Annotated in this window: 26 protein-coding genes; 12 read left to right on the top strand and 14 right to left on the bottom strand. The window is 71.8% G+C overall.

All coding sequences use genetic code 11. From position 1 onward, the window contains the following. Nucleotides 1-47: 47 nt before the first annotated feature. Nucleotides 48-1,730 carry a glycoside hydrolase family 10-like protein gene (locus tag FHS13_RS02555; protein ID WP_184286863.1) on the bottom strand — a complete coding sequence of 561 codons (1,683 nt, stop codon included), beginning with the start codon at nt 1,728-1,730 and terminating at the stop codon, nt 48-50. Between the two features lie 297 nt (nt 1,731-2,027). On the opposite strand from FHS13_RS02555, the gene FHS13_RS02550 reads away from it, so the two are divergent. Then, nucleotides 2,028-3,170, top strand: a complete 1,143-nt coding sequence (locus FHS13_RS02550; protein WP_184286861.1) for an undecaprenyl-diphosphate phosphatase — start codon at nt 2,028-2,030, stop codon at nt 3,168-3,170. A gap of 156 nt (nt 3,171-3,326) precedes the next feature. Here the strand turns inward: FHS13_RS02550 and FHS13_RS02545 are convergent, their stop codons facing one another. Continuing rightward, complete coding sequence (locus FHS13_RS02545; RefSeq protein WP_184286859.1) at nt 3,327-4,325, bottom strand: sporulation protein; 999 nt, start codon at nt 4,323-4,325, stop codon at nt 3,327-3,329. 339 nt (nt 4,326-4,664) lie between these two features. Between FHS13_RS02545 and FHS13_RS02540 the strand changes: the two genes are divergently transcribed. Further along, on the top strand, nt 4,665-5,024 hold the full coding sequence (locus FHS13_RS02540) for a VOC family protein (protein ID WP_184286856.1): 360 nt from the start codon (nt 4,665-4,667) through the stop codon (nt 5,022-5,024). 70 nt (nt 5,025-5,094) lie between these two features. Here FHS13_RS02540 and FHS13_RS02535 read toward each other — a convergent pair whose 3' ends face one another. Further along, nucleotides 5,095-5,556 (bottom strand): hypothetical protein, encoded by a 462-nt coding sequence (locus tag FHS13_RS02535; protein ID WP_184286853.1) that lies wholly within the window; start codon nt 5,554-5,556, stop codon nt 5,095-5,097. Between the two features lie 231 nt (nt 5,557-5,787). Between FHS13_RS02535 and FHS13_RS02530 the strand changes: the two genes are divergently transcribed. Beyond that, a complete protein-coding gene (locus FHS13_RS02530) occupies nt 5,788-6,180 on the top strand; it encodes a hypothetical protein (protein ID WP_184286851.1) in 393 nt (130 codons plus the stop codon). A gap of 153 nt (nt 6,181-6,333) precedes the next feature. On the opposite strand, the gene FHS13_RS02525 is transcribed toward FHS13_RS02530, so the two are convergent. The 6 genes from FHS13_RS02525 to FHS13_RS02500 all read right to left on the bottom strand — a co-directional run bounded on the left by FHS13_RS02525 (nt 6,334) and on the right by FHS13_RS02500 (nt 12,598). After that, nucleotides 6,334-6,741, bottom strand: a complete 408-nt coding sequence (locus FHS13_RS02525; RefSeq protein ID WP_184286848.1) for a toxin-antitoxin system YwqK family antitoxin — start codon at nt 6,739-6,741, stop codon at nt 6,334-6,336. Between the two features lie 675 nt (nt 6,742-7,416). Beyond that, nucleotides 7,417-8,916: a SulP family inorganic anion transporter gene (locus FHS13_RS02520; protein WP_184286846.1), complete on the bottom strand. Its 1,500-nt coding sequence runs from the start codon at nt 8,914-8,916 to the stop codon at nt 7,417-7,419. A gap of 389 nt (nt 8,917-9,305) precedes the next feature. Next, nucleotides 9,306-10,529, bottom strand: a complete 1,224-nt coding sequence (locus FHS13_RS02515) for an MFS transporter (RefSeq protein WP_343064877.1) — start codon at nt 10,527-10,529, stop codon at nt 9,306-9,308. Nucleotides 10,530-10,603: 74 nt separating this feature from the next. Further along, nucleotides 10,604-11,011, bottom strand: a complete 408-nt coding sequence (locus FHS13_RS02510) for a MerR family transcriptional regulator (RefSeq protein WP_184286841.1) — start codon at nt 11,009-11,011, stop codon at nt 10,604-10,606. 127 nt (nt 11,012-11,138) lie between these two features. Beyond that, entirely contained in the window at nt 11,139-12,059 is a 921-nt protein-coding gene (locus tag FHS13_RS02505) for a cation diffusion facilitator family transporter (protein ID WP_184286838.1), read from the bottom strand. Then, nucleotides 12,056-12,598, bottom strand: coding sequence for a DUF1622 domain-containing protein (locus FHS13_RS02500; protein ID WP_343064876.1), 543 nt, complete (start codon nt 12,596-12,598; stop codon nt 12,056-12,058). The genes FHS13_RS02505 and FHS13_RS02500 overlap by 4 nt, the downstream gene beginning before the upstream one ends. Nucleotides 12,599-12,772: 174 nt before the next feature. On the opposite strand from FHS13_RS02500, the gene FHS13_RS02495 reads away from it, so the two are divergent. The 3 genes from FHS13_RS02495 to FHS13_RS02485 are packed head-to-tail and all read left to right on the top strand — an operon-like array spanning nt 12,773 to nt 15,658. Then, nucleotides 12,773-13,504, top strand: a complete 732-nt coding sequence (locus FHS13_RS02495) for a hypothetical protein (RefSeq protein WP_184286835.1) — start codon at nt 12,773-12,775, stop codon at nt 13,502-13,504. Between the two features lie 14 nt (nt 13,505-13,518). Then, a complete protein-coding gene (locus FHS13_RS02490) occupies nt 13,519-14,349 on the top strand; it encodes an effector-associated domain EAD1-containing protein (RefSeq protein ID WP_184286832.1) in 831 nt (276 codons plus the stop codon). 4 nt (nt 14,350-14,353) lie between these two features. Then, the gene (locus FHS13_RS02485) at nt 14,354-15,658 is read left to right on the top strand and encodes a Clp protease N-terminal domain-containing protein (protein ID WP_184286829.1); all 1,305 of its coding nucleotides are present in this window, start codon (nt 14,354-14,356) and stop codon (nt 15,656-15,658) included. Between the two features lie 53 nt (nt 15,659-15,711). Here FHS13_RS02485 and FHS13_RS02480 read toward each other — a convergent pair whose 3' ends face one another. Continuing rightward, a complete protein-coding gene (locus FHS13_RS02480; protein WP_184286826.1) occupies nt 15,712-16,647 on the bottom strand; it encodes an alpha/beta hydrolase in 936 nt (311 codons plus the stop codon). A 267-nt stretch (nt 16,648-16,914) separates the two neighbouring features. On the opposite strand from FHS13_RS02480, the gene argG reads away from it, so the two are divergent. Beyond that, complete coding sequence (gene argG, locus FHS13_RS02475; protein WP_184286823.1) at nt 16,915-18,363, top strand: argininosuccinate synthase; 1,449 nt, start codon at nt 16,915-16,917, stop codon at nt 18,361-18,363. 135 nt (nt 18,364-18,498) lie between these two features. Here argG and FHS13_RS02470 read toward each other — a convergent pair whose 3' ends face one another. The 3 genes from FHS13_RS02470 to FHS13_RS02460 all read right to left on the bottom strand — a co-directional run bounded on the left by FHS13_RS02470 (nt 18,499) and on the right by FHS13_RS02460 (nt 20,472). Continuing rightward, a complete protein-coding gene (locus FHS13_RS02470) occupies nt 18,499-19,188 on the bottom strand; it encodes a DUF1028 domain-containing protein (protein WP_184286820.1) in 690 nt (229 codons plus the stop codon). Nucleotides 19,189-19,277: 89 nt separating this feature from the next. Continuing rightward, a complete protein-coding gene (gene mug / locus FHS13_RS02465; protein WP_246404385.1) occupies nt 19,278-19,886 on the bottom strand; it encodes a G/U mismatch-specific DNA glycosylase in 609 nt (202 codons plus the stop codon). 121 nt (nt 19,887-20,007) lie between these two features. Then, complete coding sequence (locus FHS13_RS02460) at nt 20,008-20,472, bottom strand: hypothetical protein (protein WP_184286817.1); 465 nt, start codon at nt 20,470-20,472, stop codon at nt 20,008-20,010. Nucleotides 20,473-20,863: 391 nt separating this feature from the next. Between FHS13_RS02460 and FHS13_RS02455 the strand changes: the two genes are divergently transcribed. The 5 genes from FHS13_RS02455 (at nt 20,864) to FHS13_RS02435 (ending at nt 25,162) form a co-directional block, all read left to right on the top strand. Further along, the gene (locus FHS13_RS02455) at nt 20,864-22,354 is read left to right on the top strand and encodes a sensor histidine kinase (RefSeq protein ID WP_184286813.1); all 1,491 of its coding nucleotides are present in this window, start codon (nt 20,864-20,866) and stop codon (nt 22,352-22,354) included. A 94-nt stretch (nt 22,355-22,448) separates the two neighbouring features. Continuing rightward, on the top strand, nt 22,449-22,868 hold the full coding sequence (locus FHS13_RS02450) for a roadblock/LC7 domain-containing protein (RefSeq protein ID WP_184286810.1): 420 nt from the start codon (nt 22,449-22,451) through the stop codon (nt 22,866-22,868). After that, nucleotides 22,865-23,227, top strand: coding sequence for a DUF742 domain-containing protein (locus FHS13_RS02445; protein WP_184286807.1), 363 nt, complete (start codon nt 22,865-22,867; stop codon nt 23,225-23,227). The genes FHS13_RS02450 and FHS13_RS02445 overlap by 4 nt, the downstream gene beginning before the upstream one ends. Beyond that, nucleotides 23,208-23,852 (top strand): GTP-binding protein, encoded by a 645-nt coding sequence (locus tag FHS13_RS02440; RefSeq protein ID WP_184286804.1) that lies wholly within the window; start codon nt 23,208-23,210, stop codon nt 23,850-23,852. The genes FHS13_RS02445 and FHS13_RS02440 overlap by 20 nt, the downstream gene beginning before the upstream one ends. Next, nucleotides 23,849-25,162 carry a cytochrome P450 family protein gene (locus tag FHS13_RS02435; protein WP_184286801.1) on the top strand — a complete coding sequence of 438 codons (1,314 nt, stop codon included), beginning with the start codon at nt 23,849-23,851 and terminating at the stop codon, nt 25,160-25,162. The genes FHS13_RS02440 and FHS13_RS02435 overlap by 4 nt, the downstream gene beginning before the upstream one ends. A gap of 34 nt (nt 25,163-25,196) precedes the next feature. On the opposite strand, the gene FHS13_RS02430 is transcribed toward FHS13_RS02435, so the two are convergent. Then, a complete protein-coding gene (locus tag FHS13_RS02430; protein WP_184287917.1) occupies nt 25,197-26,438 on the bottom strand; it encodes a cytochrome P450 in 1,242 nt (413 codons plus the stop codon). Between the last annotated feature and the right edge of the window lie 141 nt (nt 26,439-26,579).

Below are 26,579 nucleotides of genomic sequence, written 5' to 3'. Positions count from 1 at the left end.
CACGGGACGCCGCCCGTGACGGGGAGCGTCCCGGAGGGCGCCGCGGCTCAGCGGACGTGCTCGGGGTCGCTCACACCGCTCTCGTGGTGCAGCCGGTCCAGAGCCGTCGCGTAGTAGGTGCGCGGACCCTTTCCGGCGGGTGCCGTGAACACCGCGGTACCGCCGCTCCCGGCCCGGACCGTGCCGACCAGCGTGCGGGGGTCCCCGATCCGGCACTCGGCCTCACGCCGGTCCGGCGGTGCCCCGTCGAAGGCGTAGACCGCGTAGTAGGCGGGACGCTCGCCCGGTCCGGGGCGGATGTCCAGCTCCACTCCGCCTTCGACCGGACCGGAGGCCGAGATCCGCGGAGCACTGGGGGCCGCTCCGCCCAGGTCCTCCTTCACCGGCACCAGCGCGGGGTGCGCGTAGTGCTCCTCCGCCACGATCCCCATGGCCTCCTCGGCGTTGGTGCGCAGCGAGTCCGCACTGAAGTAGACGTCGCCGCGCACCCCCGGGTGGTCCCGATTGAACTCCAGGTGCCGGGCCAGCTCGCGCGGGTCCGACCAGGCCCCCGAATTTCCGGCCTTGTAGGCCGCCTGCCCGATGTACAGGTGCACCCCGGTGCCCTCGACGGCCTTCTCCCACCACGGCACCAGTACCGCGTAGTCGGCCGCGGGATGCCCGATCTCCCAGTACACCTGCGGGTTGATGTAGTCGACCCATTCCTCGCGCACCCATCGGCGGCTGTCGGCGTACTGACCGTCGTAGGACTCGAATCCGCCGGTGTCGGAGCCCTCGGGATGCGTCGAGGAGTTGCGCCAGATGCCGAAGGGGCTCACTCCGAATTTCACGTGCGGCTTGGCGGCGTGCACCGCCTCGTCCATCTCCCGCACCAGGGTGTCGACGTTGTGGCGCCTCCAGTCGGCGATGTCGTCGAACCTCCCGCCGTGTTCCCCGAAGGTCTCCCCGTCGGGAATCTCCTCGCCCGGCACCGGATAGGGGTAGAAGTAGTCGTCGAAGTGCACCCCGTCCAGGTCGTAGTTCTCGACGGCGTGCATCATCGCCTCAATCACGAACTCGCGCGCCTCCGGCACGCCGGGGTCGTAGTAGAGCTTGCCGCCGTAGGCGAACACCCAGTCCGGGTTGCGCCGGGCGGGGTGATCGGCCACCAGTTGTCCGGGGTCGCCGTGCATGGCCACCCGGTAGGGGTTGAACCAGCCGTGGAACTCCAGGCCCCGCGCGTGCGCCTGCGCCACCGCGAACTCCAGCGGGTCGTAGCCGGGGTCGGCGCCCTGCTCCCCGGTGAGCCACTGCGACCAGGGCTCGTGCGGGGACGGCCAGAAGGCGTCGGCCGTCGGCCGGATCTGGACGAACACCGCGTTGAGTCCGCGGTCCACCGCCCGGTCGTAGAGCTCGATGAGCTCGGCCCTCTGCTCCTCGGGGCTCAGCCCCGGTTCCCCGGGCCAGTCGATGTTGTGCACGCTCGCGATCCATGCGGCGCGCATCTGGCGCTTGGGCGGTGCCGCGGGGTCGGCTCCGCACTCCGCCGCGCCCTGCCGGTCCCCGGTGGCGGCGGAGGAGGCGGAGGGGGTGGCGGGCACGCCGAGCAGGGCGGCGGCCAGCACCGCGGCGGCACCGCGCAGCAGGGCGCCGCTGCCGCGCGGCCCCCCACCGGTGTCGGCGGGTTTCGGAGGCGGACTGTTCACGGCGACTCCTCTCGGCGGGCGGAACCCGGATACGCAACCACCCATGGTGACGAAAGGAAAGCCCAGAGTGAAGAACCTTTCCGATCTTCCGGGAAATTGCCAGGAGACCGTGCCGATGCGGTGCAGAAGTATCGGGCGTGGCAGCGGGCTTCCCGCACGCGGACACGGGTCCGGACGGCCTTCCGGGGCCGGGGTGCGGAAACGCGGGACCCCGAAAACTCAGTAAGCTGCGTGGGCATCCCCAAAACAGCTCCGAGCGCTCCCCCGGCGCCATCCGGAGTCCGTTTCGCCCCGCCCCCTCCGGTCGGAGGCAACCGAGAAGTATCCAGGAGCAGCTCCGCCGTGTCCATCTTCGAAGCCATCGTCCTCGGCCTTGTACAAGGGCTCACCGAGTTCCTGCCGATCTCCTCCAGCGGCCATCTGCGCGTGATCTCCGCGCTCTTCGGCTGGCCGGATCCCGGTGCCGCCTTCACGGCCGTCAGCCAGATCGGTACCGAGCTGGCCGTGGTGGTCTACTTCCGCAAGCGGATCTGGGCCATCATCTCGACGTGGACCCGGTCGCTGTTCAAGCGCGACCTGCGCGGCGACATCAACGCGCGCATGGGCTGGTACGTCATCCTCGGCTCCATCCCCATCGGCGTCCTGGGCCTTCTCCTTGAGGACCAGATCGACAGTGTCTTCCGCGACCTGCGGCTCATCGCCCTGAACCTCATCATCTTCGGTGTGCTCCTGGGCGTCGTGGACCGGTACGCGAACAAGCGGCGGACCCTGGAGGACCTCACCGCCTCCCGCGGCCTGACCTTCGGCCTCTTCCAGGCTCTGGCCCTCATCCCCGGTGTCTCCCGTTCGGGCGGCACCATCACCGGTGGAATGCTGCTCGGTTTCAAGCGCGCGGAGGCCGCCGAGTACGCCTTCCTGCTCGCCCTGCCCGCGGTCTTCGCCTCGGGCGTGTACAAGCTCACCGACATCGGCGGCAACGAGTACGCCGGCTGGGGCGCCACCATCGTCGGAACGCTCGTCGCGGGCGTCGTCGGCTTCGTCGTCATCGCCTGGCTGATGCGCTTCATCTCCACGAACAGCTTCATGCCGTTCGTCTACTACCGCGTCGGTCTGGGCATCCTCATCCTGGCCCTGGTCAGCTGGGGCGTGCTGGAGCCGAACGAGGCCGACGAGAACCAGCCCGCCCGGAGCGAGATCGTCAGCACCGAGACCCCCGGCGAGGAGACCGAGGAGGAGGCCGCCTCCGAGCCCTCCCCGGAACCTGCCACCGAGCCCTCCGAGGAGCCCTCCGAGCAGGCCGCGCCCACGGTCGATCCGATCACCGGCTGGGAGATCGACCCCGAGGTCGGGCTGCCCCGCAACCCCGAGACCGGTCTCTACCACGACTCCGAACTGGGCATGGACGTGAACTACGACGTCACGTCCGGGCTGGCCACCAACCCGATCACCGGTGAGACCTACGACCCGAGCCTTCAGTACAACTGACGTACCCGGAAGGTGCCCGCGGCAGAAGGACGACGCCGCGGGCACCTTCTGCTTTCCCGGGAGGCCCGGAGGCGGAGGAGCCCGACCGCCGCGGCGCCCGAGGGCCCTCCGCGCGGTCGGGGGGCGGGTCTCCTCCCTCCCCCCGACCGAAGGGTGTCAGTCCTCGAAGCCCCAGTCCTCGGCGGCCTCCTCGAACTCCTCCGCGGCCTCCTCGAGTTCCTCGGCCGGTTCCTCGAAGGCGTCACCGATCTCGTCGATGACCTCGGCGGCCACGTATCCCGCCGCGATGCCGCCGGCCACGCCGAGCGCGATGCCGCCGGCGCCCTCGAGGAAGCCGCCCCGCTCCTCCTCGTGGTGGTAGCCGCCGTGGTAACCGCCCTGGTACCCGTGGAACTCGCGATGGCGCTGCAGCGACTGCACCACCCACGTGTCGATCATCCGCGGCCAGTCCATGCGGTCGGCGTCGGCGTGCTCGACGCGGAACCAGCCCGTGCCGTCCCCACCGCGGTGGTGGTCGAAGGTCAACCCCACCGACACACCGGACGGGTCGGCGACGAGGACGAGTTCCACCTCGCCCACCTCGGAGGCGTACTGCGGCGCGGGGTGGAACTCGATCTCCTGATAGAAGGGCACCGTCTGCGGAGCTCCGGGCAGGTGGCCCGTCTCCACGTCGGCGCTCTTGAACCCGAACCCGAGCTGGATCATCGCGGCCAGGATGCGGTCCTGCACCGGGAGCGGGTGGACGTGGACCTGGTCGAGGTCACCCTTGTCCAGCGCGCCCGCGACGGCCACCTCGGTACGCAGCCCCACGAAGATGCCGGGCAGCGGAGCACCTCCCGCCATGCTCACGGGCGCCTGCCAGGGAACCGGATGGCTGAAGGGGATCGAGACGTGCTGGCCGGGCGCCAGGTACAGGCCGCCGGCCACGGGGACGCGGGCGAACTCCACACCTCCGGTGTACTCCTCGTCGCCGATCTCCGCCTCGGCCCGGGTGACCAGGGCCAGGGTGATCTCGGTGATCTCGGCCGGGTTCTCACCGCCCATGAGCTCGACCCGGCCCTCGAGGAGCCCGCCGGGGTGGACGTGGGGCTGGGAGAGAACGGTGTCGACCGTGGGGCCGCCGACCCCGAAGGCCGAGAGCAGGCGTTTGAACATGGGGTTCCCTTCCGGGGGTTCGCGCCGGTGCACACCGGGGGACTCCGATGTGCGGATGACGAACACGCAACGCCGGGTACGGCGTGCGGGGTTCCCGCCCAGGGGGCGTCGCAGAGCGGGGGGACAGCCGCAACCGGTGCCCGTGGGATCGGGCGCCGGGAAACCGCTGGTGGAGGGGGCGGACTTCGACTCCCCACAGCAGCAAATGTGGTCCAGATCACTTTCTTTGCGATGGGCCTCAACCCCCGCAACGTCCCCGGTTTCCGTGGGCGAGCGCTGTGCCATCCTGGTGGGGACACGGCGCGGGCCGCGGTGGAGAAGAAGAGGTGCACGCGGGACATGGCTCTGGGAACCGTCGACCAGTGGGTCGTCAACGCCGCCGATCCGTCGGCCCTCGCCCGCTTCTGGGCGTTCGTGCTGGGTGGTGAGCCGGTGGACAGGGAGGACGGATGGGCCTTCGTCGAAGGAGCGGCCGGGCGGCCGCGCCTGTCCTTCCAACCCGATCCCGCCCCGAAGGCCGAGCGCAACCGCCTCCACCTCGACGTGCGGGTGGACGACATCGCCTCCGCCGCCGCGGCGGTCACCGCGCACGGCGGCCGGCTCCGGGGGAAGGCCGTCACCGACGCGCAGGGATCCTTCCAGGTCGCGCACGATCCCGAGGGCAACGAGTTCTGCCTGGTGTCCCCGGCCGGGCGCTGAGCCCGGAGGACGGCTCCATGCCGGGAACGGACCGGGCGCAGGGGCGGGGCGACGGACACTCCCCGGTCCGCTAACCGCGGCCTTCCTTTCCGGTGACCGGACCCTCGAAGGTCCCCCCGGAGAAGTCGACGTGGTCGCCGCCGTAGCGGCTCGCGTTCACACCGCCGTGGATGCTGCCCGCCTGGATCACGGTGCCGGAGACGTCGCCGTGGACCTCGTTGCGCACGTTCGGCCGCGGCTGCTCCCCGCCCAGTTCACGCACCAGACCCCGCAGCTGCTGCTCCGCGCCGGGGTTTGCCTCGACCAGGCGGCGCAGCCTGGTCCGCCATTCCCCGGTGACCTCCTCGGCCAGTCGGGGGCGTTCCACCACCTCGTTCCGCGAGATGTCGAGCTCGGCGGCCATCACTTTTCCGGCCTTGGGGGACAGGGCGGCGAAGGCCGCGCGGACCCGGGCCCAGGCCGTGCGGTCGGGGGAGGACATGGCTCTGACCAGGACCTCGGCAGCTTGTTCGGCCAGGGAGGAATCACCCATCGGAACTCGCACCTCGCTTCGTGCCGCAGGGAAGGGACGCCCGGCGATCGGGCGCACACGGATGAGAACACCGTAATGGCTCGCGAGATCCTCCACGCAGAAATCTGTTGAACCTGAGGATATATCTGCATGTTTGGGATATTCGGGATAAAAATCCCTTTCGCGCTCACGGTTCGCCGGAAAGGAAGAGCTCACTTTCCCGACAAGCGCGGACGAGACACAATGGTCGGTATGAGATGGCTGTGGACGTGGCTGCTGGTGGCGGTGGCGGTGGTGCTCGGCGGAGCCTGGGTGCTGTTCCGGTTCGCCGTCGACCTGAACGAGCTCTCCCAACTGTCCGGCGTCGGTTCACTGGCCACCGGCGTCGCCGCCCTGGTCGTCGCCGTCTGGACGCTCTACCGCCCGCCCGGTGGGAAGCCCGATCCCTCGGAGGCGGTCAGGACCGTCAACACCGTCAACGGCGATGTCTCGGGACCCGTGGTCCAGGCCGGGACGATCGAGAACGGGGTGCACATCGCCCGGTACGGAGGCGACCACGTCGACCCCTCCGACAGGGCTGTCCCCGATCCGGGCACCGGCAACCGGGTGGACCGCCGCGGCCGAGGCGGCACCGCCGAACCGTGAGGGGCCCCGCCCCGGAGGAAGGAGATCGGGCCCGGCCACGCTCGCCGTGATCTCGTTCCTGGCGGCACCGCCGGTGCCGCCAGGAGCAAGATCACCGGGGGCCGGGGCCCGGGTGCCGTACCGGTGACGGCGAGGTCCGCGGCCGCTGCGGTCTCAGGCCTCGAAGGCCCTGTCGGAAGCCGTGCGCGGCATCGGGGCGTACACCGTGTCCCGGATCAGGACCCCCTCGGGATCCCAGTGCTGGATGCGGATCTGGTTCCCCGCGTCGTCGAACTCCGTCCGCCTGGCGAGCCGCCCGTTGGGGTGCCACGTCCTCCAGACCCCCTGGGGGAGGCCGGTCCTGAGGGTGCCCTCGACCTTGAGTCGACCGTCGGGATACCAGACCCTCTCGGGTCCGTTCTCGGAGCCGTTCTCGTAGACGGAGTACTCGACGAGATTTCCCTCCTCGTCGTACTCGACCATCTCACCGGTGAAGGGCACCCCCTTGTAGAGGGTGTTCCAGTTGACGGGGTCGAAGTCGAGATCTTCGTCGCCGGCGTCCACCCTGAGCGGCCTCGCCATGGTGTCCTGCCTTCCGGGGGTGTGATCGATGGAGCCGTGGAGCAGCCGCCGACGGTCCCGGGGGACGGGATCCGGACAGCACGACTGTCCACGGCACCGATTGTGACGTGTCGGTTCCTTGTCACATAAGGGTTCTCGGACAAGGGGCCGCAATCGGCCAGATGTACGGAAACGGGAACCGTCCCGTACTTGTTCCGACGTGCGCTCCCCACCGCTGGGTTCCATGCGTCTCACCACCTTTGACGTGCCCACTGCCCCGTGTGCGGCACCGAAACCGACCTGACACGTCAGGGAACAGAGATGTCACCAGGGGTGAGGGGAACCGCTCCGCGCCGGTGCTCTCAGGGGGCCGGCGCCAGGGCGCCGGGGAGGGAGTCGAAGGCGGCCCGCACCTCGGTGATCAGGGTCTCGGCACCGCCGGTGCTCTCCGCGTGCTTGTAGGTGCGCACCCGGTTCATGCCGCCGAACCTGACCGCGGCCCCCCGCCGTCTCGCTTGCCGGCCGCAGCCGCACGTCCTGGCGGCTGTCGGAGCCGAGCTCCCCCTCCAGCAGTTGCACGCCCCGCTCCCGGAACGCATCCCCCGCGGGCACGCCGTCCTCGGCCGCAAACGTCCCGGACACGGGGACGGGCCACCGGGAAATCCCGGTGGCCCGTCGACGGCGGCTCGGCGCGGCTCAGTGGCCGCCGACCAGCGTGCCGGACAGCTCCTTGTGCAGCTGCTCGCTGGGCTCGTTGAGGCCGGTGATCTCCACCTCGACGCCGTGGCGACCGAAGTGCTCGGTCACCTGGTCCAGCACGGCCACCGCCGAGGAGTCCCACACGTGGGCGCCCGACATGTCGACCACGACCTTCCTCAGGCCCTCCTCGGCGTAGTCGAACCTCTGGACCAGTTCGCCGGCGGAGGCGAAGAACACCTCGCCGTTGACCGAGTAGACGCGGGTCCCGCCCTCGGGGTCCAGGACGCTGGTGACACCGGCCTGCACGGCGGCCTTGCGGGCGAAAAGCACCATCGAGACGACCACACCGACGATGACGCCCAGGGCGAGGTTGTGCGTGGCCACCACGACCACCACCGTCACCGCCATGACCAGGGTCTCGGTCCACGGCATGCGCCGGAGCGTGGCCGGGGCGATGCTGTGCCAGTTGAAGGTCACCAGTGACACGAAGACCATCACCGCGACCAGGGCGGCCATCGGGATCAGGCCCACGATGTCGCCCAGCACCACGCACAGGACCATCAGGAAGATCCCGGCCAGGAACGTCGACAGGCGGGTGCGGGCGCCCGACTTGACGTTGATCATGGTCTGGCCGATCATCGCGCACCCCGGCATGCCGCCGAAGAAGCCGACCAGGATATTGGCGATCCCCTGGCCGCGGGCCTCGCGGGCGTGGTCGGAGGAGGTCTCGGTCTGGTCGTCGACCAGCTTGGCCGTCATGAGCGACTCCATCAGGCCCACCAACGCCAGCGTCAGGGAGTAGGGCGCGAGGAGCACCAGGGTGTCCCAGGTGAAGGGCACGTCCGGGATCAGCGGCACCGGGAAGGCGTCGGGCAGCTCACCCTCGTCGCCCACGGTCCGGGTGGAGACACCCATGGCCACTGCCGCCACGGTCAGCACCACGATCGCCACCAGAGGCGCCGGCACGGCCTTGGTCAGGTACGGGAAGCCGAAGATGATCGCCAGGCCGATGGCGACCATGGCGTAGGCGGGCACGTCGAAGCCGATCAGATAGGGCACCTGCGACATGAAGATGAGGATCGCCAGTGCGTTGACGAACCCCGTCATCACGCTGGGCGGCACGAACCGCATCAGCTTCGACACCCCCAGCAGGCCCAGCACCACCTGGATGAGGCCGGCCAGGACCGCGGCCGCCATCAGGTGATCGGCGCCGTGCTCCATCGACAGGGGTGCCACGACCAGCGCCATGGCGCCGGTGGCGGCGGAGATCATCGCGGGGCGTCCGCCCAGGAACGCGATCGACACCGCCATGACGAAGGACGCGTACAGCCCCACGCGGGGATCGACCCCGGCGATGAGCGAGAAGGAGATGGCCTCGGGGATCAGGGCCAGGGCCACGACGAGTCCGGCCAGCACATCGGCGCGCAGCTGCGCCGCACCGGGGATCCGGTCCTTGAGGGGCCGGGGGGACTTCAGGGAGAGCTTCATGGAACCCATCGGGTCTCGGGCAGCCCGAAGCAGGGGCCGCGACGTTCGGGTCGGGTGAGGACAGGCTGCGTCCACACGGCCGACCGCGATGTCGGCTGCGGAGCAGGGCCCGGGATCCGGTGCGGCACGTGATCGTGCCCCGGTACGCGGCTTCCTCGCCGCGCGCCCGCCCGTGTCGGTACGGACGGGGAAGCGGAGGGGCGGTACGGCCCACGAGAGGTGGGCGGCGCGGACCGTCCTGCCGCAACACTACCGTTGCGTGAGAGTTGGCGTCGCGAAGGACAACTGAGACAACCCTCACAGGACGAGGTCCCCGGTTCTTCCCGCGGAAGTGCGCCGGATGTGTCAGCGGCGCCCCTTCGCCGCGTCGGCACCCCTCGCGCGGGGCCGTCCGGAGGTCACACGTCCGCGGACGACCCAGGGGGCCCGTGCCCCGACAGGTTCGCGGCCTCCGGGACTTCTGCGGGAGGGCGGGCGAGGCACACCACCGCTGCCGCGAGCGCGCACAGCGCTGCCAGGCCCAGCACTCCCGGCCGGTAGGACCCTGCCCACCCGTGCGCCAGCGACAGCAGGATCGGCCCCACCGCGGTGGAGGCCACCACCACCGACTGCGTCAGCCCGCGCAATGTGCCCAGGTGGGCCGTACCGAAGTAGAACGGAAGCGCGGCGCTCTCCACCGCCCGTGCGCCCGAGGCCGCCGACCCCAGCGCCGTGCCGTACAGCAGCGCGCCGATCCCGGGCTCCACCAGCGGGAGCAGGAGCAGAGCCAGCGCGTGCAGGCCCATCGCCGCGCACATCAGCACCTTGGGGGAGAACCTGTCGGCGGCCGAGCCGAACAGCAGTGCCGCGCCCAGACCCGCGACGGTCTGCGGCAGGAAGTTGGCCGCCGCCTCGGTGGGGGACAGACCCTGCTCGCCCAGCACGGAGATCTGGTGGAAGAACACGGCGGTGGCGACCAGCCCGCTGCACGCGATGGAACCGGCCATCGCCCAGAACATGGAGGTGCGCACCACCGCCCGCAGCGGCCACACCGGATCCCCGGCCCCGCTCCCGGAGGCGGCCTTCCCGCCCGGTTCGGACACGCGTACCCCGCGCAGTCCCCACCAGGCCAGGGGCAGGACCACCACCCAGATCAGCACCGCCTCCGCGGCGAAGGTGTGGCGCCACCCCAGCACGGCGATCACCCGCTCCGCCACCAGGGGGAACAGGGAGATTCCCGCGGCGCCCAGGGAGCTGACCAGGCCCAGGAGCGTGCCGCGGCCGCGCGTGACCGCGACCGCGACGGCCGTGGTGGCGATCATGCTCATACCGCCCTGGCCCAGCGCCCGTACCCCGACGAACCCCGCCGTCAGTCCTACCAGGCCCTGGGCGCACGCCAGCAGCACGAGGAAGCCGCCGAAGCCGAGCGCGACCAGTGCCAGCACCCGTCTCACGCCGAAACGGTCCACGGCGCGGCCGATCCACGGCAGCGCGAGCGCACCCGACAGTGTTCCGACCATGTAGGCCAGCGAGACGGCCGACCGGCTCGTTCCAAGGTCGGCGATGACATGGTCGACGAAGACGGAGATCCCGGCGGTCTGCCCCGGACCGCTCAGTGCAAGGACCAGGGCGGAAGCGGCCACGATCCGGAACGCGGACCGCGTGGATCCGCCGGCCGCCCGGGACGGTTCGGTGGACAGTGCTGCTCCTCGGGTCGTCAGGTGCCGGGCACCGGGCGGTTGCGCCGTTCGCGCAGCCGCTCGGAGAACTCCTCCGCCATCGCCAGTTTGCCGCGCAGAGCCCGGCAGCGGTCCGCGACGGCGGCCTCGAAGCCGTCCAGGCGCCCGGACAGCTCGTCACGCTCCTCGGGGCCGACACCGGCCTCGCCGAGCCGGTCGAGGGTCTCCAGGAGCTCCCGGGTCTCCTCCAGGCTGAACTCCAGCGGCTTCATCCGCTTGATCAGCTGGAGCCGGTCGACGTCCTCCTCGGTGTAGAGGCGGAACCCTCCCCGCGAGCGCGCGGACGGCTCGACCAGACCGACCTCCCCGTAGTAGCGAATCGTGCGCAGGGACAGGCCGGTGCGCCGGGCGACCTCGCCGATCTGCATGTGCTCTGCCGGGGGCATGTCGGCATCCCCTCTTGTGGATCCTGGGCCGGTACCGGGCAGCCGCGGGAAGAACGCGGGCGGCCCCGAGTCCGCCACGGTAGCGTGTCCGGACCGCCGGTGCGCTCCGCCCCGGAGCGGCAGGGGTTCAGGTGGGGGTGCGCAGCAGATCCGGTTCGATGTAGATGAGGTGCGCGATGGGCACGGCGGCGCGGATCCGCCTCTCGGCCTCGTCGATGGCTCGGGCGACACGGCGGGCGTCGTCCTCGGCGTCCACCGCCACCTTCAGGGCCACCAGCAGTTCCTCCGGGCCCAGGTGCAGAGTGCGCATGTGGATGACGGCGTCGATGTCCTCGCACTCCAGGACCGCCTGCCGGATCCGGCGGATGTTCTCCTCGCTCGCGGCCTCTCCCACGAGCAGGCTCTGGACCTCGATGGCCAGCAGTACCGCGACCACCACCAGCAGCAGGCCGATCGCCGCCGTACCGATCCCGTCCCAGACGCCGTTGCCGGTGACCAGGGTGAGGGACACCCCGACCAGGGCGAACGCCAGGCCGATGAGGGCGGCGGAGTCCTCCAGCAGGACCACCGGCAATTCCGGGGCCTTGGAACGGCGGATGTAGCCCAGCAGTCCGAAGCGGGCGCGTCCTTCCCTCGACTGCCGCAGCGCGGTGCGCAGCGCCGTCGTCTCCAGCGCCATCGACACCAGCAGGACGACGACAGGAACCCACTGCCAGGAGGTGATCGGATGGGGGTCGCGGATCTTGTGCCAGGCCTCGTACAGGGCGAACAGGCCGCCGAGGGTGAACAGCACGATCGCCACCATGAAGGCGTAGAGGTAGCGCAGGTGACCGTAGCCGAAGGGGTGCTCGGGGGTGGCCGTGCGCCGTGCGCGCCGCCCGCCCACCAGCAGCAGGACCTGGTTGCCCGAGTCGGCCACCGAGTGCACCGACTCGGCGAGCATCGCCGACGAGCCGCTCAGTAGGTAGGCGACGAACTTGGTGACCGCGATCCCGAGATTGGCCACCAGGGCCATGACCACGGCTTTCGTGCTCTCTCCGGAACTCAACGCCTACCCTCCCGCTGTTCCCGTACCGGCGGTTCGCCCGCGCGGTCCCGCTGCCACGGCCACCGGTTCTCCAGCTCCACCTCCAGGGAGAAGCTGAGGAAGGTCCGGACCAGGACGACCGCGGCCAGCACGCCCACCGAGCGGAAGGTCGGCTCGATCGCCACCGTGCGGATGATGTCGCCCGCCACGAGAAACTCCAGCCCCAGCAGAATTGCCCGTCCCACCGACTGGCGGTAGGAGCGGTAGATCCCGGCGAACGGCGACCGCACGGCCACCACCCGGTACAGGAACACCGAGGTCGCCGCGGCGACGCCGGCGACGATCACCGCGACCCCGGCGACGTCGATCGCCGTACCCACGGCCTCGACGGTCCCCTGGATGTCCATCGTCTTCCCCTTGCGGCCGACGGCTCCCCATGCCTCCTCTACCTGGGTCGGTGCGCACCAAACCCCGCCGTCGCGCAGGCGCACTCCGGTGGGCCGGTTCCTCAGGCCGCTCGCGGAGAGCTCCGCGTATCGGAAAGGGGTCGGAGCGGGCACGCCATATTTGTGATTACTGAGAATTTTGGTCTTTTTGTTTCTTGTGACTGATTTTCCCGCTCCGCGATGTCTGTGGCGGCCTTTGCCCTTTGGGGGGTACGGCTATTGTGTGGTGTGACGGATATCTCCTTGCCCGGGTGCTTTCTTCCCGGCGCCGCCCTCCGAAGGAGGTCCATGCTCCAGTTCGTCCCCCCGAACCTGACCGAGCACCCCCTGGTCCTGGCCCCCGACGAGGCGTACCGGGGCCCCGCGGGGCCGCTTCCGCCCTCCGGCCCTCCGTCGCCCTCCCCCACCTCCGAGAGAGGGGCCCTGACCGAGCGGGTCTTCCTGGGCGGTCCGGTCTCGGTGCCGATCACCCCCGAGTACACCGCCGGGGACCCCGCACTGAAGGCCTTCGTGGAGAGAGAGGCCGGCCACAGCACGTACCACCTCGTGCACCTGTCCGTCTCCTTCGCCAACGGCCCCGGCCTGCCCCCGCTGCGCACCGCCTCGGTGGAGCTGAAGCTGTCCTCCGCCTCCGGGGTCCGGCCGCCGGTGGCCTGGTCGATGTCACCGCTCAGGGTGGACGAGGTGAGCCAGGTCCAGCAGACGTTCCACCTCGGCCCCGAGCTCAAGTTCCAGGACGTCGAGGTGGCCCTCGGGGGCTACGAGGCGAGCCGCTCCGCCGCGCGGACCGCTCCCTTCCTCCTCGGCATGCGGGAGCTGCGCGACGACCCCGGGTGGGAGTTCACCCGGACACGGACGATGGCCCTGGACGGCACGCACCGCCTCGTCCTGGTCGTGCGCGCCGAACGCGGCGGCACCGCCGGTGTCACGGGCACCGTCCGGGCCACCACGCGGGGAAACCTGCTGCGCCGCTACCGGAGCGCGCTGCCCAGGCCCCTGACCCTCTCCACCGTCCTCTGAACGGAGACCCGGCCGTGGACGCGCACCTGACCCCCGAGGAGATCGGCGAGCTCACCCGGATCTTTCCCCCTCATCGGGCGCACCACCTCCTGAACCGGGCGGGCTTCCCACCGGGCGCGGTGCCCGCCTTCCCCTACACCGCGCGCGACTTCTGGGAGCAGGTGGCGGCGGAACTCTCCCACGGCGCCGTGTCGGACGGCCGCTGGCGCCTGCTGGAGGCGGCCCACCGCCTCTACCCGGGGAACGAGGTCTTCCGTGCCGCCCGCACCGCGCCGCCGGCCCTGCCGATGCGCGTACTGGTCATGAGCGCCGAGCCGCGCGGGACACAGCACCTGGAAGCGGGGAGGGAGGTCAGGGCGATCACACACGCCCTTCGCGGCAGCGGGGCCGAGGCCGAGCTGGTGCCGGCCGCCCGCTCGACCGACCTGGGCCGGGTCCTCTCCTTCGAACCGCACGTGCTCCACCTGGTCTGCCACGGCGAGGGCGACAGCCTGGTCTTCGGGGACGTCCACGGCGAGGCGCACCACGTGCCCGCCCGGGATCTCGCGGACACGCTGCGCCACTACCGGAAGACGTCGGACACCGGTCTGCACGGCCTGGTCCTCAGCTCGTGCGACGGCGAGCACATCGCTCCCCTGTTCACCGGCGCGGCCGAGGTGGTCGTGGCGCACCGGGGCCGCCTCGACGCCGCCTGCGCCGCTGCCTTCACCGGGCACCTGTACGAACGGCTGGCCCAGGTCGGGGACCTGGGCCGGGCCGCCGCGACGGCCGCGCACCACGTCCGGCTCACCGATGCGTCCTGCGCCCCGGTCGCGGACGGTCTGCTGGTCCTCAGGCAGGAGTGACGACATGTTCGAGAGGTTCGGCAAGCGGGCGCGGCGCGTGGTCGCCCTGGCCGAGGAGGAGGCGAGGGAGCTCCACCACGACCACATCGGGACCGGGCACCTCCTGCTCGGCCTGCTCCGCGAGGGCGAGAGCGCCGCGGCCCTCGCCCTGGCCGACCTGGGGGTGGGCCACGGCAGCGCCCTGGCCGGGGTGGTCGGAGAGGTCGGCCGCGGACGGGGGCGCCCCGCCGGGCACATCCTCTTCACCCCGCGGGCCAAGGACTCCTTGGAGCAGAGCCTGCGCGAGGCACTCCTGCTCGGGCACAAGTACATCGGGGCCGAGCACCTGCTGCTCGGCCTGCTCCCGGTCGAGGGCACCGCCGGCCGGGTGCTCCGCGGTCTCGGGGTCTCCCCGGAGCAGGTGCGCCGGCAGGTGTACCGGGCCCTGGACCACCTCAAGGAGAGCCGGAAGCGGGGCGCGGGCCTCTTCGGGAGGTTCGACAGCGGCGCGCAGCGTGCGGTCGTCCTGGCCCAGGAGGAGGCGAGGGAACTCCGCCACGACCACATCGGGGCCGAGCACCTGCTGCTCGGCCTGCTCCTGGTCGGGGGCACCGCGGCCAAGGCCCTGCACGGACTCGGGATCCAGGCCTCGGCGGTGCGCGGGCACATCGGCGAGACGGCCGGGTTCGGCGAGGGGCGCCCGGAGGGGCACATCCCCTTCAACCCCGAGGCCAGGCGCGCCCTGTCGGGTGCGTCGCGTGAGGCGGCCCTGCTCGGACACGACCGCATCGGGGCCGCCCACCTTCTGCTGGGCCTGGTCCGGATGCCCGACAGCGCCGCGGCGCGCCTTCTGTCCGGACTGGGGGCCGCTCCCGACGCCGTGCGCCTGCAGGTGCTGCTCCTGGAGGGCGGAGAGGTCCTTGCGGCGGCTCCGCCGGCCCCGCCGTCCGGTCTCCGCGAGAACGGTACGGCGGAGGCAGCCGTCCCTCTCCCGTCCCCGGAGCCCGAACCGGAGGAGATGCGGCCACCGGAGGTCGTCGCCCTGTCGGAGGAGGATCGCGACCGGTTGAGCGGGGAGCTCGCCCTCGTCTTCCCCGACCCGGACAAGGCGAAGGCCTTCCTCAAGAAGGCCGGCTTCCCGGTCGCCCAGATGCCGTTCCCCGTGAACAGCTCCGCCATGGGCATGTGGGAGGCCCTCCTGGACGAGATCGGGTACGGCATCGTCCAGGACGGTTTCCGCCTCCTCCTGGGCAAGGCCCTCGGCAGATATCCGGGCAGCAAGGTGTTCCAGCTCCTCGCGGAGAAGTACGGGGTGGCGCCGGCGGCCTGACCGCGCACGGGGGGCCGGGCCCGCGGGCCCGGCCGGTCCGGTGCCCGCAGGCCTCAGCCCGCGTACAGGGCCTCGCGCAGCGCCCGCACCTGCTGCTCCCGGAAGCGCTGCGCGACCCCGGTCCTCGGGAAACCGGCGTTGAAGCCGTGGAAGGCGCCCGGGACGACGGTCAGCTCGCAGGGGACCCCCGCGGCCCTCAGGCGCTCCGCGTACACCGTGTCCTCGTCGTGGAACAGGTCCGCGGTGCCCACCCCGATCCATGCCGGGGGCAGGCCGCCGAGGTCCTCGCGCCGGGCGGGGGCGGCGTAGGGGGAGATCCCCTCCCCGCCCGGCGCCCGGCCCAGGTAGGCGCCCCAGGCGTACCGGTTGTTCGCGGGCGACCACAGGCGCACGCCGCTGGTGTCCATGTCGGTGCGCAGCACCGTGCGGTCGTCGAGCATCGGGTAGACGAGCAGCTGGAAGACCGGGTCCGGACCGCCGCGGTCGTGGCAGAGCAGCGCCAGTGCCGCGGCGAGCCCGCCGCCCGCGCTCGCACCGCCGATCGCGATCCGCCGCGGGTCCACCAGGAGCTCCTCGGCGTTGCCCGACACCCAGACCAGGGCCGAGTACGCGTCCTCGAGCGCGGCGGGCGCCGGGTGCTGGGGGGCGAGCCGGTAGCGCAGGGACACCACCGTGATGCCGAGCTCCCGGGCGAACGCGATACTGCCCGCCTCGTCCTGGACGGGGCTGCCCATGACGTAGCCGCCGCCGTGGGCCCAGAGCAGGGCCGGGGCGGGGCGTGCGAGAGACCTGGGCCGGTAGACGCGCAGGCCCACCGGCGGCGCGCCCTCCGCGCCGGGCACGGTCAGGTCCTCGATCACCAGGTCCTGGGGGGTCTTCCCGGGACGGAGGCCGCGGGTGAGCCGCTGGAAGAGACGGACGGTGCTCCGCCGTACGGGCGGTGTCGGGAGGTACTGGGCGCGGGCCAGTTCGGGGTGCAGGGAAGGCATCTCACGCTTCTTCGATCGAGCGCCGGACGTCGTGGGCGGCGCGTCACGGGAGCGGCGGGCCGCGGACGGCGTCGGCGGCCGGTGCCGCTCCGACAAACGTTAGCCCACCGCAGGAACCGGGGCGGGCCGCCCGGCAGCGGAGGCACCGGACATCCGGTCGGACCGCCCCGCGTGTCGAGGGCCGCGGCCCGGACCGGCAACTCCGGGGGTCCGCGCCGGACCGCCCCAAGATTGCATGCTCATTCATAATGATGCATACTTATTTCCATGTCCAAGGTACTCACTTCCCTCCCCGTCGGCGAGCGCGTCGGTATCGCCTTCTCCGGTGGCCTCGACACCTCGGTGGCCGTCGCGTGGATGCGCGACAAGGGCGCGGTCCCGTGCGCCTACACCGCCGACATCGGCCAGTACGACGAGCCCGACATCGCCTCGGTGCCCGGCCGCGCCGCCGACTACGGCGCGGAGGTCGCCCGGCTGGTCGACTGCCGGGAGGCCCTGGTCGAGGAGGGGTTCGCGGCCCTGGCCTGCGGAGCGTTCCACATCCGCTCCGGTGGCCGCACCTACTTCAACACCACCCCCATCGGGCGGGCCGTCACCGGCACCCTGCTGGTGCGCGCCATGCTCGAGGACGGGGTCCAGATCTGGGGGGACGGGTCCACCTACAAGGGCAACGACATCGAGCGGTTCTACCGCTACGGCCTGCTCGCCAACCCCTCCCTGCGGATCTACAAGCCGTGGCTGGACGCCGACTTCGTCAACGAGCTCGGCGGCCGCAAGGAGATGTCCGAGTGGCTCCTGGCCCACGGCCTGCCCTACCGGGACAGCACCGAGAAGGCCTACTCGACCGACGCCAACATCTGGGGCGCCACGCACGAGGCCAAGTCCCTCGAACACCTCGACACCGGTATCGAGATCGTCGACCCCATCATGGGCGTGCGGTTCTGGGACCCCGAGGTCGAGATCGTCCCCGAGGACGTCACCGTCGGCTTCGAGCAGGGCCGGCCGGTCACCCTCAACGGCAAGTCCTTCGAGTCCGGCGTCGACCTGGTGATGGAGGCCAACGCCATCGGCGGACGCCACGGCCTGGGCATGTCGGACCAGATCGAGAACCGGGTCATCGAGGCCAAGAGCCGGGGCATCTACGAGGCGCCGGGCATGGCCCTGCTGTACATCGCCTACGAGCGGCTGGTCAACGCGATCCACAACGAGGACACCCTCGCCAGCTACCACAGCGAGGGACGCCGCCTCGGCAGGCTCATGTACGAGGGCCGCTGGCTGGAGCCGCAGGCGCTGATGATGCGCGAGGCACTCCAGCGCTGGGTGGGCACGGCGGTCACCGGCGAGGTGACCCTGCGGCTCCGGCGCGGCGAGGACTACTCCATCCTGGACACCGCCGGCCCGTCCTTCAGCTACCACCCGGACAAGCTGTCCATGGAGCGCACGGAGGACTCCGCCTTCGGGCCCAACGACCGCATCGGCCAGCTCACCATGCGCAACCTCGACATCGCCGACTCCCGCGCCAAGCTGGAGGAGTACTCCAGGCTCGGCATGGTCGGCAGCGCGCAGGGGACGGCCGCGATCGGTGCCGCGCAGGCGGCCTCGACCGGCCTCATCGGCGCGATGCCCGAGGGCGGCGCCGAGACGATCGCCTCCCGCGGCCAGGCCGAAGAGCACGACCTGCTCGACCACGCCGCCATGGAGGCCGGCAACGACTGACCCGCGCCCGTCCCCCGCCGGCGCGCCCGGCGGGGGCGGTGCGTGCGGGATGCCTTCGACCGGTGCCCCCCCGGGACCCCGCCGCGGCCGGCGCGGAGATCCGGCCGACCCGGGGCCCCGGATCGGCGCCCGGGCTCAGCCCAGGTCCGCCTCCAGGAGCCGGTGGAAGGTCCCGGCAGGGTGCTCACGGGTGGGCAGCGCCTCCACGAACGGCAGGAGCTCCCGCTCGGCCACCCCGTGCACGCGGCGCAGCTCGGCCACCGGGTCGGGGTGCTCGTCCACCCGCAGGTCCAGGTAGGGATACGGGTGGCCGCTGTGCACGTACAGCGCGGCGCTCTGCCTTCCGCGCCTGTCACCGCCCGCCGCCTGACCGGCCTCCAGGGCGGCCAGCAGCCGCCGGTCCAGCGGGCCCTCCGCGGACTCGAAGCGCTCGGCCATCGCCTCCAGCGTCGCCCTGCCGGTGAGGATGTTGCCCGCCACCGCGTAGCCGTCCCCCAGCAGGTGGCCGCTCCACGGGTGCGTCTGCGGTCCGGTGTGGGCGGCGACCCGCCCCTGGCGGTCCACCATCGCCACCTGCCGCGCGTCCGCGTCGGGATCGGCCTCCAGGACCTCGCGCAGCACCTCCTCCGCGGGGCGGGACCGCAGCAGCTCCAGCCCGTCGGCGCCCAGCAGCGGATTGATCAGTGCCTGCGTGGCGATCGCGCCCGCATCGGCGCGGGCGAAGACCGTCAGGGAGCCGATCGCCGGCATCCGGCTGCTGGTCGCGACCCCGCACATCCCGTTGGCGGCGTCACGGGCGACGATCGAGAAGGTACCTGCGTACAACGGCGACCACTTCTGAACTCGGGCGCCCGGGCCGTGCGGCCGGGAGCGCCGGGGAATCGGTACGGCATCCGCGGAGGCCACTGGGGATGCTACCGGGTCCCGGCGGAGCGGTCCGGGATCCCGGCGGCCCTGCGGAAGCGCGCGAACTCCTCGGTGAGCTCCCCCTGCTGCCAGTGGGCGTTGCGCCCGCTCGGGTTGGGCAGCAGCCACACCCGGGTGCTCCCCACCGTCGCGGCCTGGGGGCCCACCTTCGCCTTGGGCTCGCCGAAGGCGTCGCGGTAGGCGGTGATGCCCAGGACGGCCAGCCACCGGGGGCGCCACCGCAGGACCTTGCGCCGCAGTTCCTGGCCGCCTCGCGTGATCTCCTCCCGGCTCAGCTCGTCGGCCTGGGCCGTGGTCCGGGCGACGACGTTGGTGATCCCCAGGCCCAGGGACAGGAGCAGGTCCTCCTCGTCGGGCCACACCCGGCGCGGGGTGAGCCCGGATCCGTGCAGGGCGGGCCAGAAGCGCGTGCCCGGATTGGCGAAGTGGTGTCCGAGGGAACCCGAGATCAGGCCGGGGTTGATGCCGCAGAAGAGCACGTCGAGGCCCTCCGCCACCAGGTCCGGGACCACCTTGTCCCGTGCGGCCTCCAGTTCCTCCTTGCTCGGCCGGGGCGTTCTTCCCCGTACGGGCATGCCTTCGTCCCGGGCCTCCATGGACTCTCCCTCCGGTGTCCGGTGACATGTGCGCCTTCTGTGCCCTTTGTTCCCTCCAGGTGGCATCCGATGCGATCGGACCGCACCCGGAGAGGGATCTCCGGGCGGTACCGCGCGGGGGTCAGGACGGCGGCGTCCAGGTCCCGGCCTCGGTGAGGGCGGCCGTGACGACGGCGGCGTCGAGGGTGACCACGGCCATCTCGAAGGTCTGCGGGCCCGAGCGGAAGGTGACGATGCGCACGTCGCCGAGCTGCCGCTCCCGGAAGGAGGACGGCTCCCGCACGCCGAGCAGCTCGACGGGGCCGGAGATCGGAACGGGGTCCGCGTAGGACCGGAACGGTCTCCAGGCGCGCCACGTGAGCCGCTGAGGAGCGGCGAGGTGCATGACGAGGACGCCCTGCCGGAAGCCGCGGCCCCTGCGGACGCTTGCCACGGCGTGCAGGGGGAGGCCCTGGCGCAGATCGCGGAGGTCCTGCTCGGCGGCCGCGGGATCACCTCCCCGGAGCCCCTGCCACAGCAGCCGGGGATCGCGGACCATGCCGAGGACGCTTCTGGTGCCTGCGGTGTTGCGGGACGGGAGAGCCATGGGATGCCGACCACCGTTCCTGGGAGGGGGGACTTCGGCTCCTCCGACGGCCGGGCGGGCACGCGGGTTCCCCGGAACCCGGGCTTTTCCCGCTTTTCGGATTTCCGGAGAGAATCCTCCGAAGGTTCCGACAACCCCCTCCGAGGGTGTTCTGCGTAAAAAGAATGTGTCTTCCACGTCCCTTTTCTCGGTAGATGGGAAACGGGTCTTCCCATCCGGGAGCATTGGTGTTCCCATAACCCCCACCTTCTTTCCGGAATTGGTCTACCGTGAAAGCAGGCCGCTCCGGAGAAAACTTTCCGCGGAGCCCAGGAGGGGTTCCGCCGTCCGGTCTCCCGGGCGGAGGAACGACCGTGACCCCTGTCCCGCACCCATGCCGCGAGGAATCTTCATGGCAGCACCCCTGTCCGATCGGAAACGCTCTCGTCCGCGCCCCGGACGACAGGCGTTCGCCGCCCTCCTGGCCGTCGCCGCGCTCTCCGCCGCCGTCTGGCTCTGGGCGGTGAACGAGAGCCCCGACACGATCCGTGCCGCCGTCGCGCAGGTCGGCGGTGCCGCCGCTCTCCTGCTGTGCGCTGCCGTGACCGCTGCCGTCCACCAGGCCGCCGCCGCGCGGAGCGCCCTCGCCCGGCTCGCCGACGCCGAGGCCCGGTCGCGCCAGGACCGGGAGGCGCGCACGGAGATCGAGGACCAGGTCACCGCGCTGGCCGACACCGCCGTCCCCCTCATGCTGCGGCGTATCCGCGAGGACCGGACCACCGCCGCCGAGGTCCTGGCAGGGGAACTCCCCGAGGTGCTCCCGCCGGTCGCCCACCTGCGGCGCACCGTCCTCGACCAGCTCCTGGAGGCCGACAGCCGCACCGCCACCGCGATGATCTCGACCGCCGACTGCGGGGCGCGCATCCAGGCCCGCCTGACGACCCTGCTCGCCCAGCTGCGGGAGCTGGAGGAGCGCTACGGTGACCGCTCCGACATCTTCTCCGACCTGTTGAAGGTCGACCACAACGTCTCCCGCACCGGCCGCCTCGCCGACACCCTCGTCACCCTGGCCGGCGGACGCTCGGGCCGCCGCTGGACCCGCCCCATCGTCATGGAGAGCATCCTGCGCGGTGCCGCGGGCCGCATCACCGCCTACCGCCGGGTCCGCCTGCACTCCACCAGCACCCTCGCGGTGGTCGGCCACGCGGCGGAGGGCGTCATGCAGGCGCTGGCCGAGGTCATGGACAACGCCGTGAACTTCTCCGCCCACGGCACCGACGCCCACGTCTACGTCCAGGAGGAGGACACGGGGATCGTCGTCACCGTCGAGGACAGCGGACTGGGCATCCGCCGGCGGGAGCGGCGGCTCGCCGAGAGCCTGCTGTCCGAACCCCGGGACCTGTCCACCCTGCCCAGCTCCCGGATGGGCCTGGCGGTGGTGGGCAGCCTGGCCCACAAGTACGGACTGAAGGTGAGCCTGCGCCCCTCCGCCCGGGGAGGCACCGGAGTGGTCCTCCTCATCCCGACCCACCTCCTCACCGAACCCCGGGCCCCCGAGCCACGGCCGAGTACCCGGAGCACCGCGGAGTCCTCCGACGGCCCCGGGGAGACCGTGGCCTCCGGGGAGGACGCGTCCTCCCGGCCGGACGGCTCCCGCCCCTCCCTTCCCCGCCGCAGCACGGCCGGTACCGCCGAGGCGCCCTCCGCGCAGCCCGGCGGCCTGCCGCGGCGCCGCCGCGGGCGCACTCTCGCCGAAGCGGTGCGGGAAAACCCCGAGCAGCTCTTCCCCCTCCGCTCCGCATCCGCCGGGAAACAGGTGCGCGGCGGCCTCTCCACCCGGTTCTCCGCCTTCCGCGAAGCCGTTCCCGGCTCCGAGGAACAGCACTCGCAGAACGACGCATGACCGCGGCCCCCACCGCGTACCACCGCCGACCAGAAGAGGAAGGGAGGAAGGGCTGCCCGAGCGCACCGCGTTCCGGACCCGGCCCTGCCATCCGATGACCACGACCGACCTCGGCCTCGACCAGGTGCTCGAGAACCTGCGCGGCAGCATCCCCGGCGTCCACCACGTCCTGGTGCTCTCACGCGACGGGCTCAAGATGTGCCACACCCGCGACCTCGACGCGGACCGGGCCGACCAGCTCGCCGCCGTCGCCGCCGGCATCCAGAGCCTGTCGCTGAGCGCCTCCGTCGAGTTCGGCGACGCCACAGGAGCGGGTCAGGCCATGCTCGAGTTCGGCGGCGGGCTCCTGCTGATCGTCGGAGCCGGGGAAGGGGCCCACCTGGCCGTGGTCGCCGGCCTCGAGTCCGACGTCGGCGTGATCGCCCGCCACATGAACGGATGCGTCGGCCAGATCGGCCACCTCCTCACGGCGGAACCCCGGAGGAGGGCGCAGGAGACGGAACCCGCCCGATGAGAGCCGACCCCCTCCACAAGGAGAAGCCGGACCGCCTGTACATGGTGACCGGAGGACGCGGCGGCGCCGACGAACCCTCCCTCGACTCCGTCGCCCTCATCGTCGCCGAGTCCGAGCCCTCGCCCGAGATGCAGTCGGAGCACGCCGCGGTCCTGCGGCTGTGCGCCCGGCCGACCGCGGTGGTGGAGCTTTCCGCCGAACTCGGACTTCCGGTGAGCGCCGTACGGGTCCTCCTGGCCGACCTCCTCGACACCGGGGCGGTGACCGCCCGACACCCCGCGCCCTCCACCGTGCGGGAGGGACCGCAGCACGACCCCGACACCCTGAAGCAGGTGCTCCTTGCTCTCCAACGCCTTTGAACGCACCAGGCCCCGACAGACGTGGGCCGCCCCCGGACCGACGGACCGGCACCCCCTCGCCGAGACGGTCGACAGCGCCCTGAAGATCGTGATCGTCGGCGGGTTCGGGGTCGGGAAGACGACCATGGTGGGCTCGATCAGCGAGATCCGGCCCCTGAGCACCGAGGAGGTCATGACCCAGGCGGGGACCGGGGTGGACGACCTGCGCGGGGTCCGCCACAAGCGCACCACCACCGCCGCGTTCGACTTCGGCCGGATCACCGTCGACGCCACCCGGGTCCTCTACCTGTTCGGCGCCCCCGGGCAGAAGCGCTTCTGGTTCCTGTGGGAACAGCTCTTCACGGGCAGCCTGGGCGCGGTCGTCCTCGTCGACACCGCCCGCGTGGAGGACTCCTGGTACGCCGTCGACCGCCTCGAACACCACGGCATGCCCTTCGTCGTCGCGGTCAACCGGTTCGGCCCGGGCCCCAGCCTGGACCGGGTGCGCACCGCTCTGGACCTGTCCGACGACGTTCCGCTGCTGGAGTGCGACGCCCGCCGCCGCGAGTCCAGCCGCGACGTCCTCATCACCCTCGTCCACCACCTGGCCTCGTCCGGCCGGACCACAGCGAAGGATCCGACGTGAACGACACCACGGGGACCCGCGACGCCCCGCAGCCCGACGCGGCTCCGCCTCCTCCCGCGGCCGACCACGAAGACGCCATGCGCCTCTACGGGCCGGACGTCGCCCGCGACCCGGTGCCGCTGTACGAGGAGATGCGGCGCCGGTTCGGCCCGGTGGCGCCCGTCCTCCTCGACGGCGACGTCCCGGCCTGGTTCGTCCTGGGCTACCGGGAGCTGCACCACGTCGCCGGACACCCCGAGTGGTTCGCCCGGGACTGCCGGCGCTGGAACCAGTGGGACCGCATCGGCGACGACTGGCCGCTCCTGCCGTACGTGGTGTGGACGCCCTCGGTGATGTTCGCCGAGGGCGACGAGCACCGGCGGCGCGCCGGGGCGATCGGCGACGCCCTGGCCGCCACCGGCCGGGCCCATCTGCACACCCTGTGCCGGCAGGTCGCCGACGACCTCGTCGACCGGTTCGCCCAGGACGGCGAGGCCGACCTGATCGGCCAGTACGCCCACCGGATCCCCGCCGGGGTGATCGCCCGCCTGTACGGCATCCCCGCGCAGGAGGTGCCGGGCCTGGTCGAGGACAACCTGCTCTCCCTGGACACGAACCCCGAGGCGGCCCTGGCCCACCAGCGGATCCTGGAGCGGATGCGCCGCGTGGTCGCGCAGCGGCGGGAGCATCCGCGCGACGACATCCCCTCCCTCCTGCTGAACCACCCGGCCGGGCTCACCGACGAGGAAGTGGTCGTCGACCTGCTGGTGATCATGTCCGCCGCCCAGGCGCCCACCGGCAACTGGATCGGCAACACACTGCGGCTGATGCTCCTCGACGACGACTTCTCCCTCACCCTGCAGGGCGGACGCAGCAGTGCGGGCGAGGCGCTCAACGAGGTGCTGTGGAAGAACACCCCCACCCAGAACTTCATCGGCCGCTGGGCGGTGCAGTCCTGCGAACTGAGCGGACGCCGCATCCGCCAGGGCGACCTGCTGGTCCTGGGACTGGCCGCCGCCAACGGGGACCCGCGCCTGAACACCGGTGACCTGGACATGCACGCCACCAACCGGGCGCAGATGTCGTTCGGGCACGGGGAGCACGGCTGCCCCTTCCCCGCACCCGTGATCGCGGAGACGATCGCGCGCACCGCGGTGGAGACCCTCCTGGACCGGCTGCCGGACGTGCGCATGGCGGTGGCCCCCGAACAGCTGCGCTGGCGCCCCTCGATATGGATGCGCGGCCTGTACGAGCTGCCCGCCCGGTTCAGCGCCGCCCTCGGGGTCCGGCACCGGACCGCGGCCGGGAGCACCGCCGCTCCGACCGCGTGACGGGGCCGTCCCGCCCGGGACGGCCCCTCCGGCCTCAGCTCCCCGAACGGGAGGAGGACCCCGCGACCGGGGTGAACTCCACCGGCAGCGCCTCCAGGCCGCGGGTGAACAGACCCCGCTCGACACGTCTGGCCCCCGGGGCCGGGCGCATGTCCGGCATCGCGTCGAGCAGGTCGTTCACCCCCACCCGCACCTCGGCCTCGGCCAGCAGTGCCCCCACGCAGAAGTGCCGGCCCAGGGCGAAGGCCAGGTGCCGGGCCGCCGCGGAGAAGGACGTGGTGCCGTCCAGCTCGGGGCGGAACAGGTCGAAGGTGTCGGGCGAGCCGAAGTGCTCCGGGTCCCGGTTGGCGGCTCCGATCAGACAGGTGACGGTCGATCCGGCAGGCACGGTGCCGCCGCCGATCTCCACGTCCTCGACGGGCTGGCGCATGATCATGTGCACCGGCGGGGTGAAGCGCAGCGACTCGGCGAAGGCGCGCGGGATCAGGGACCGGTCCTCGCGGACCGCCGCGAGCTGGTCGGGGTGGTCCAGCAGGTTCGCGAACAGGCTCGCGACGGCCTTGTCGGTGGTTTCCCCTCCCGCGGCCAGCAGCAGGCTGCAGAAGGCCTTGACCTCCTCGTCGGTCATCCGGACGCCGTCCACCTCGGCCAGGCACAGCCGGGACAGCAGGTCGTCACCGGGTGCCTCCCGCCGCTGCCGGATGATCGGGACCAGATAGGCGGCGAGCTCGTCGCGGGTGCGCATCCCGGCCTCGGCCACCCGGGGGTCCTGGCTCAGGTTGCCGAGGAAGGCGATGATCGCCGTGTACCACCGGTGGAAGCGGTCGTGGTCCGCCTTGTCCAGGCCCAGCATGTCCACGATGACGTTGATCGGGAACCGGGTGGCGTACTGGGAGACGAGGTCCACCCGGCCCTCGTGGCGGAACGCGTCGATCAGCTCCCGGCTGTTGCGCTCGATCACGGGAAGGAAGCGCTCCTCCAGCTCCTTGCCCCGGAAGGCGGGTGCGACCAGGGCGCGCCGCACCGCGTGCGCGCGCCCGTCCAGCTGCAGGATGGTGCGGCCGTGCACCGGCTCCAGCTGCCAGCTGTAGTTCTCGGTCGAGAAGAGGTCGTCCTTGAAGGCGCGCCGCACGTCCTCGTAGCGCGAGACCACATAGCTCCCGGTGGCCTCGTGCCACAGCAGCGGCGCGTGTTCGCGCAGCAGCCGGTAGGCGCTGTAGGGGTCGGCGGCGAACTCGGGGGAGAGGAGGTCCGGTATCTCGTCGGCGATGGTCACATCGATCACGCTCCTGGCGGCTCGGGCAAAAGGGCCACGATAAGAAGGGGTGCTTCTTCAGGCAAAAAAGATTCTCGAATTGAGGGGAATGGTGTTCCGTGTCCGATTTCAGGTGCAAGGAGAATTCGGATCTTCCCGGCC

This window comes from Nocardiopsis algeriensis (assembly GCF_014203695.1).
Lineage (GTDB): Bacteria > Actinomycetota > Actinomycetes > Streptosporangiales > Streptosporangiaceae > Nocardiopsis > Nocardiopsis algeriensis.
This window is presented reverse-complemented; position numbering and strand designations above follow the sequence as displayed.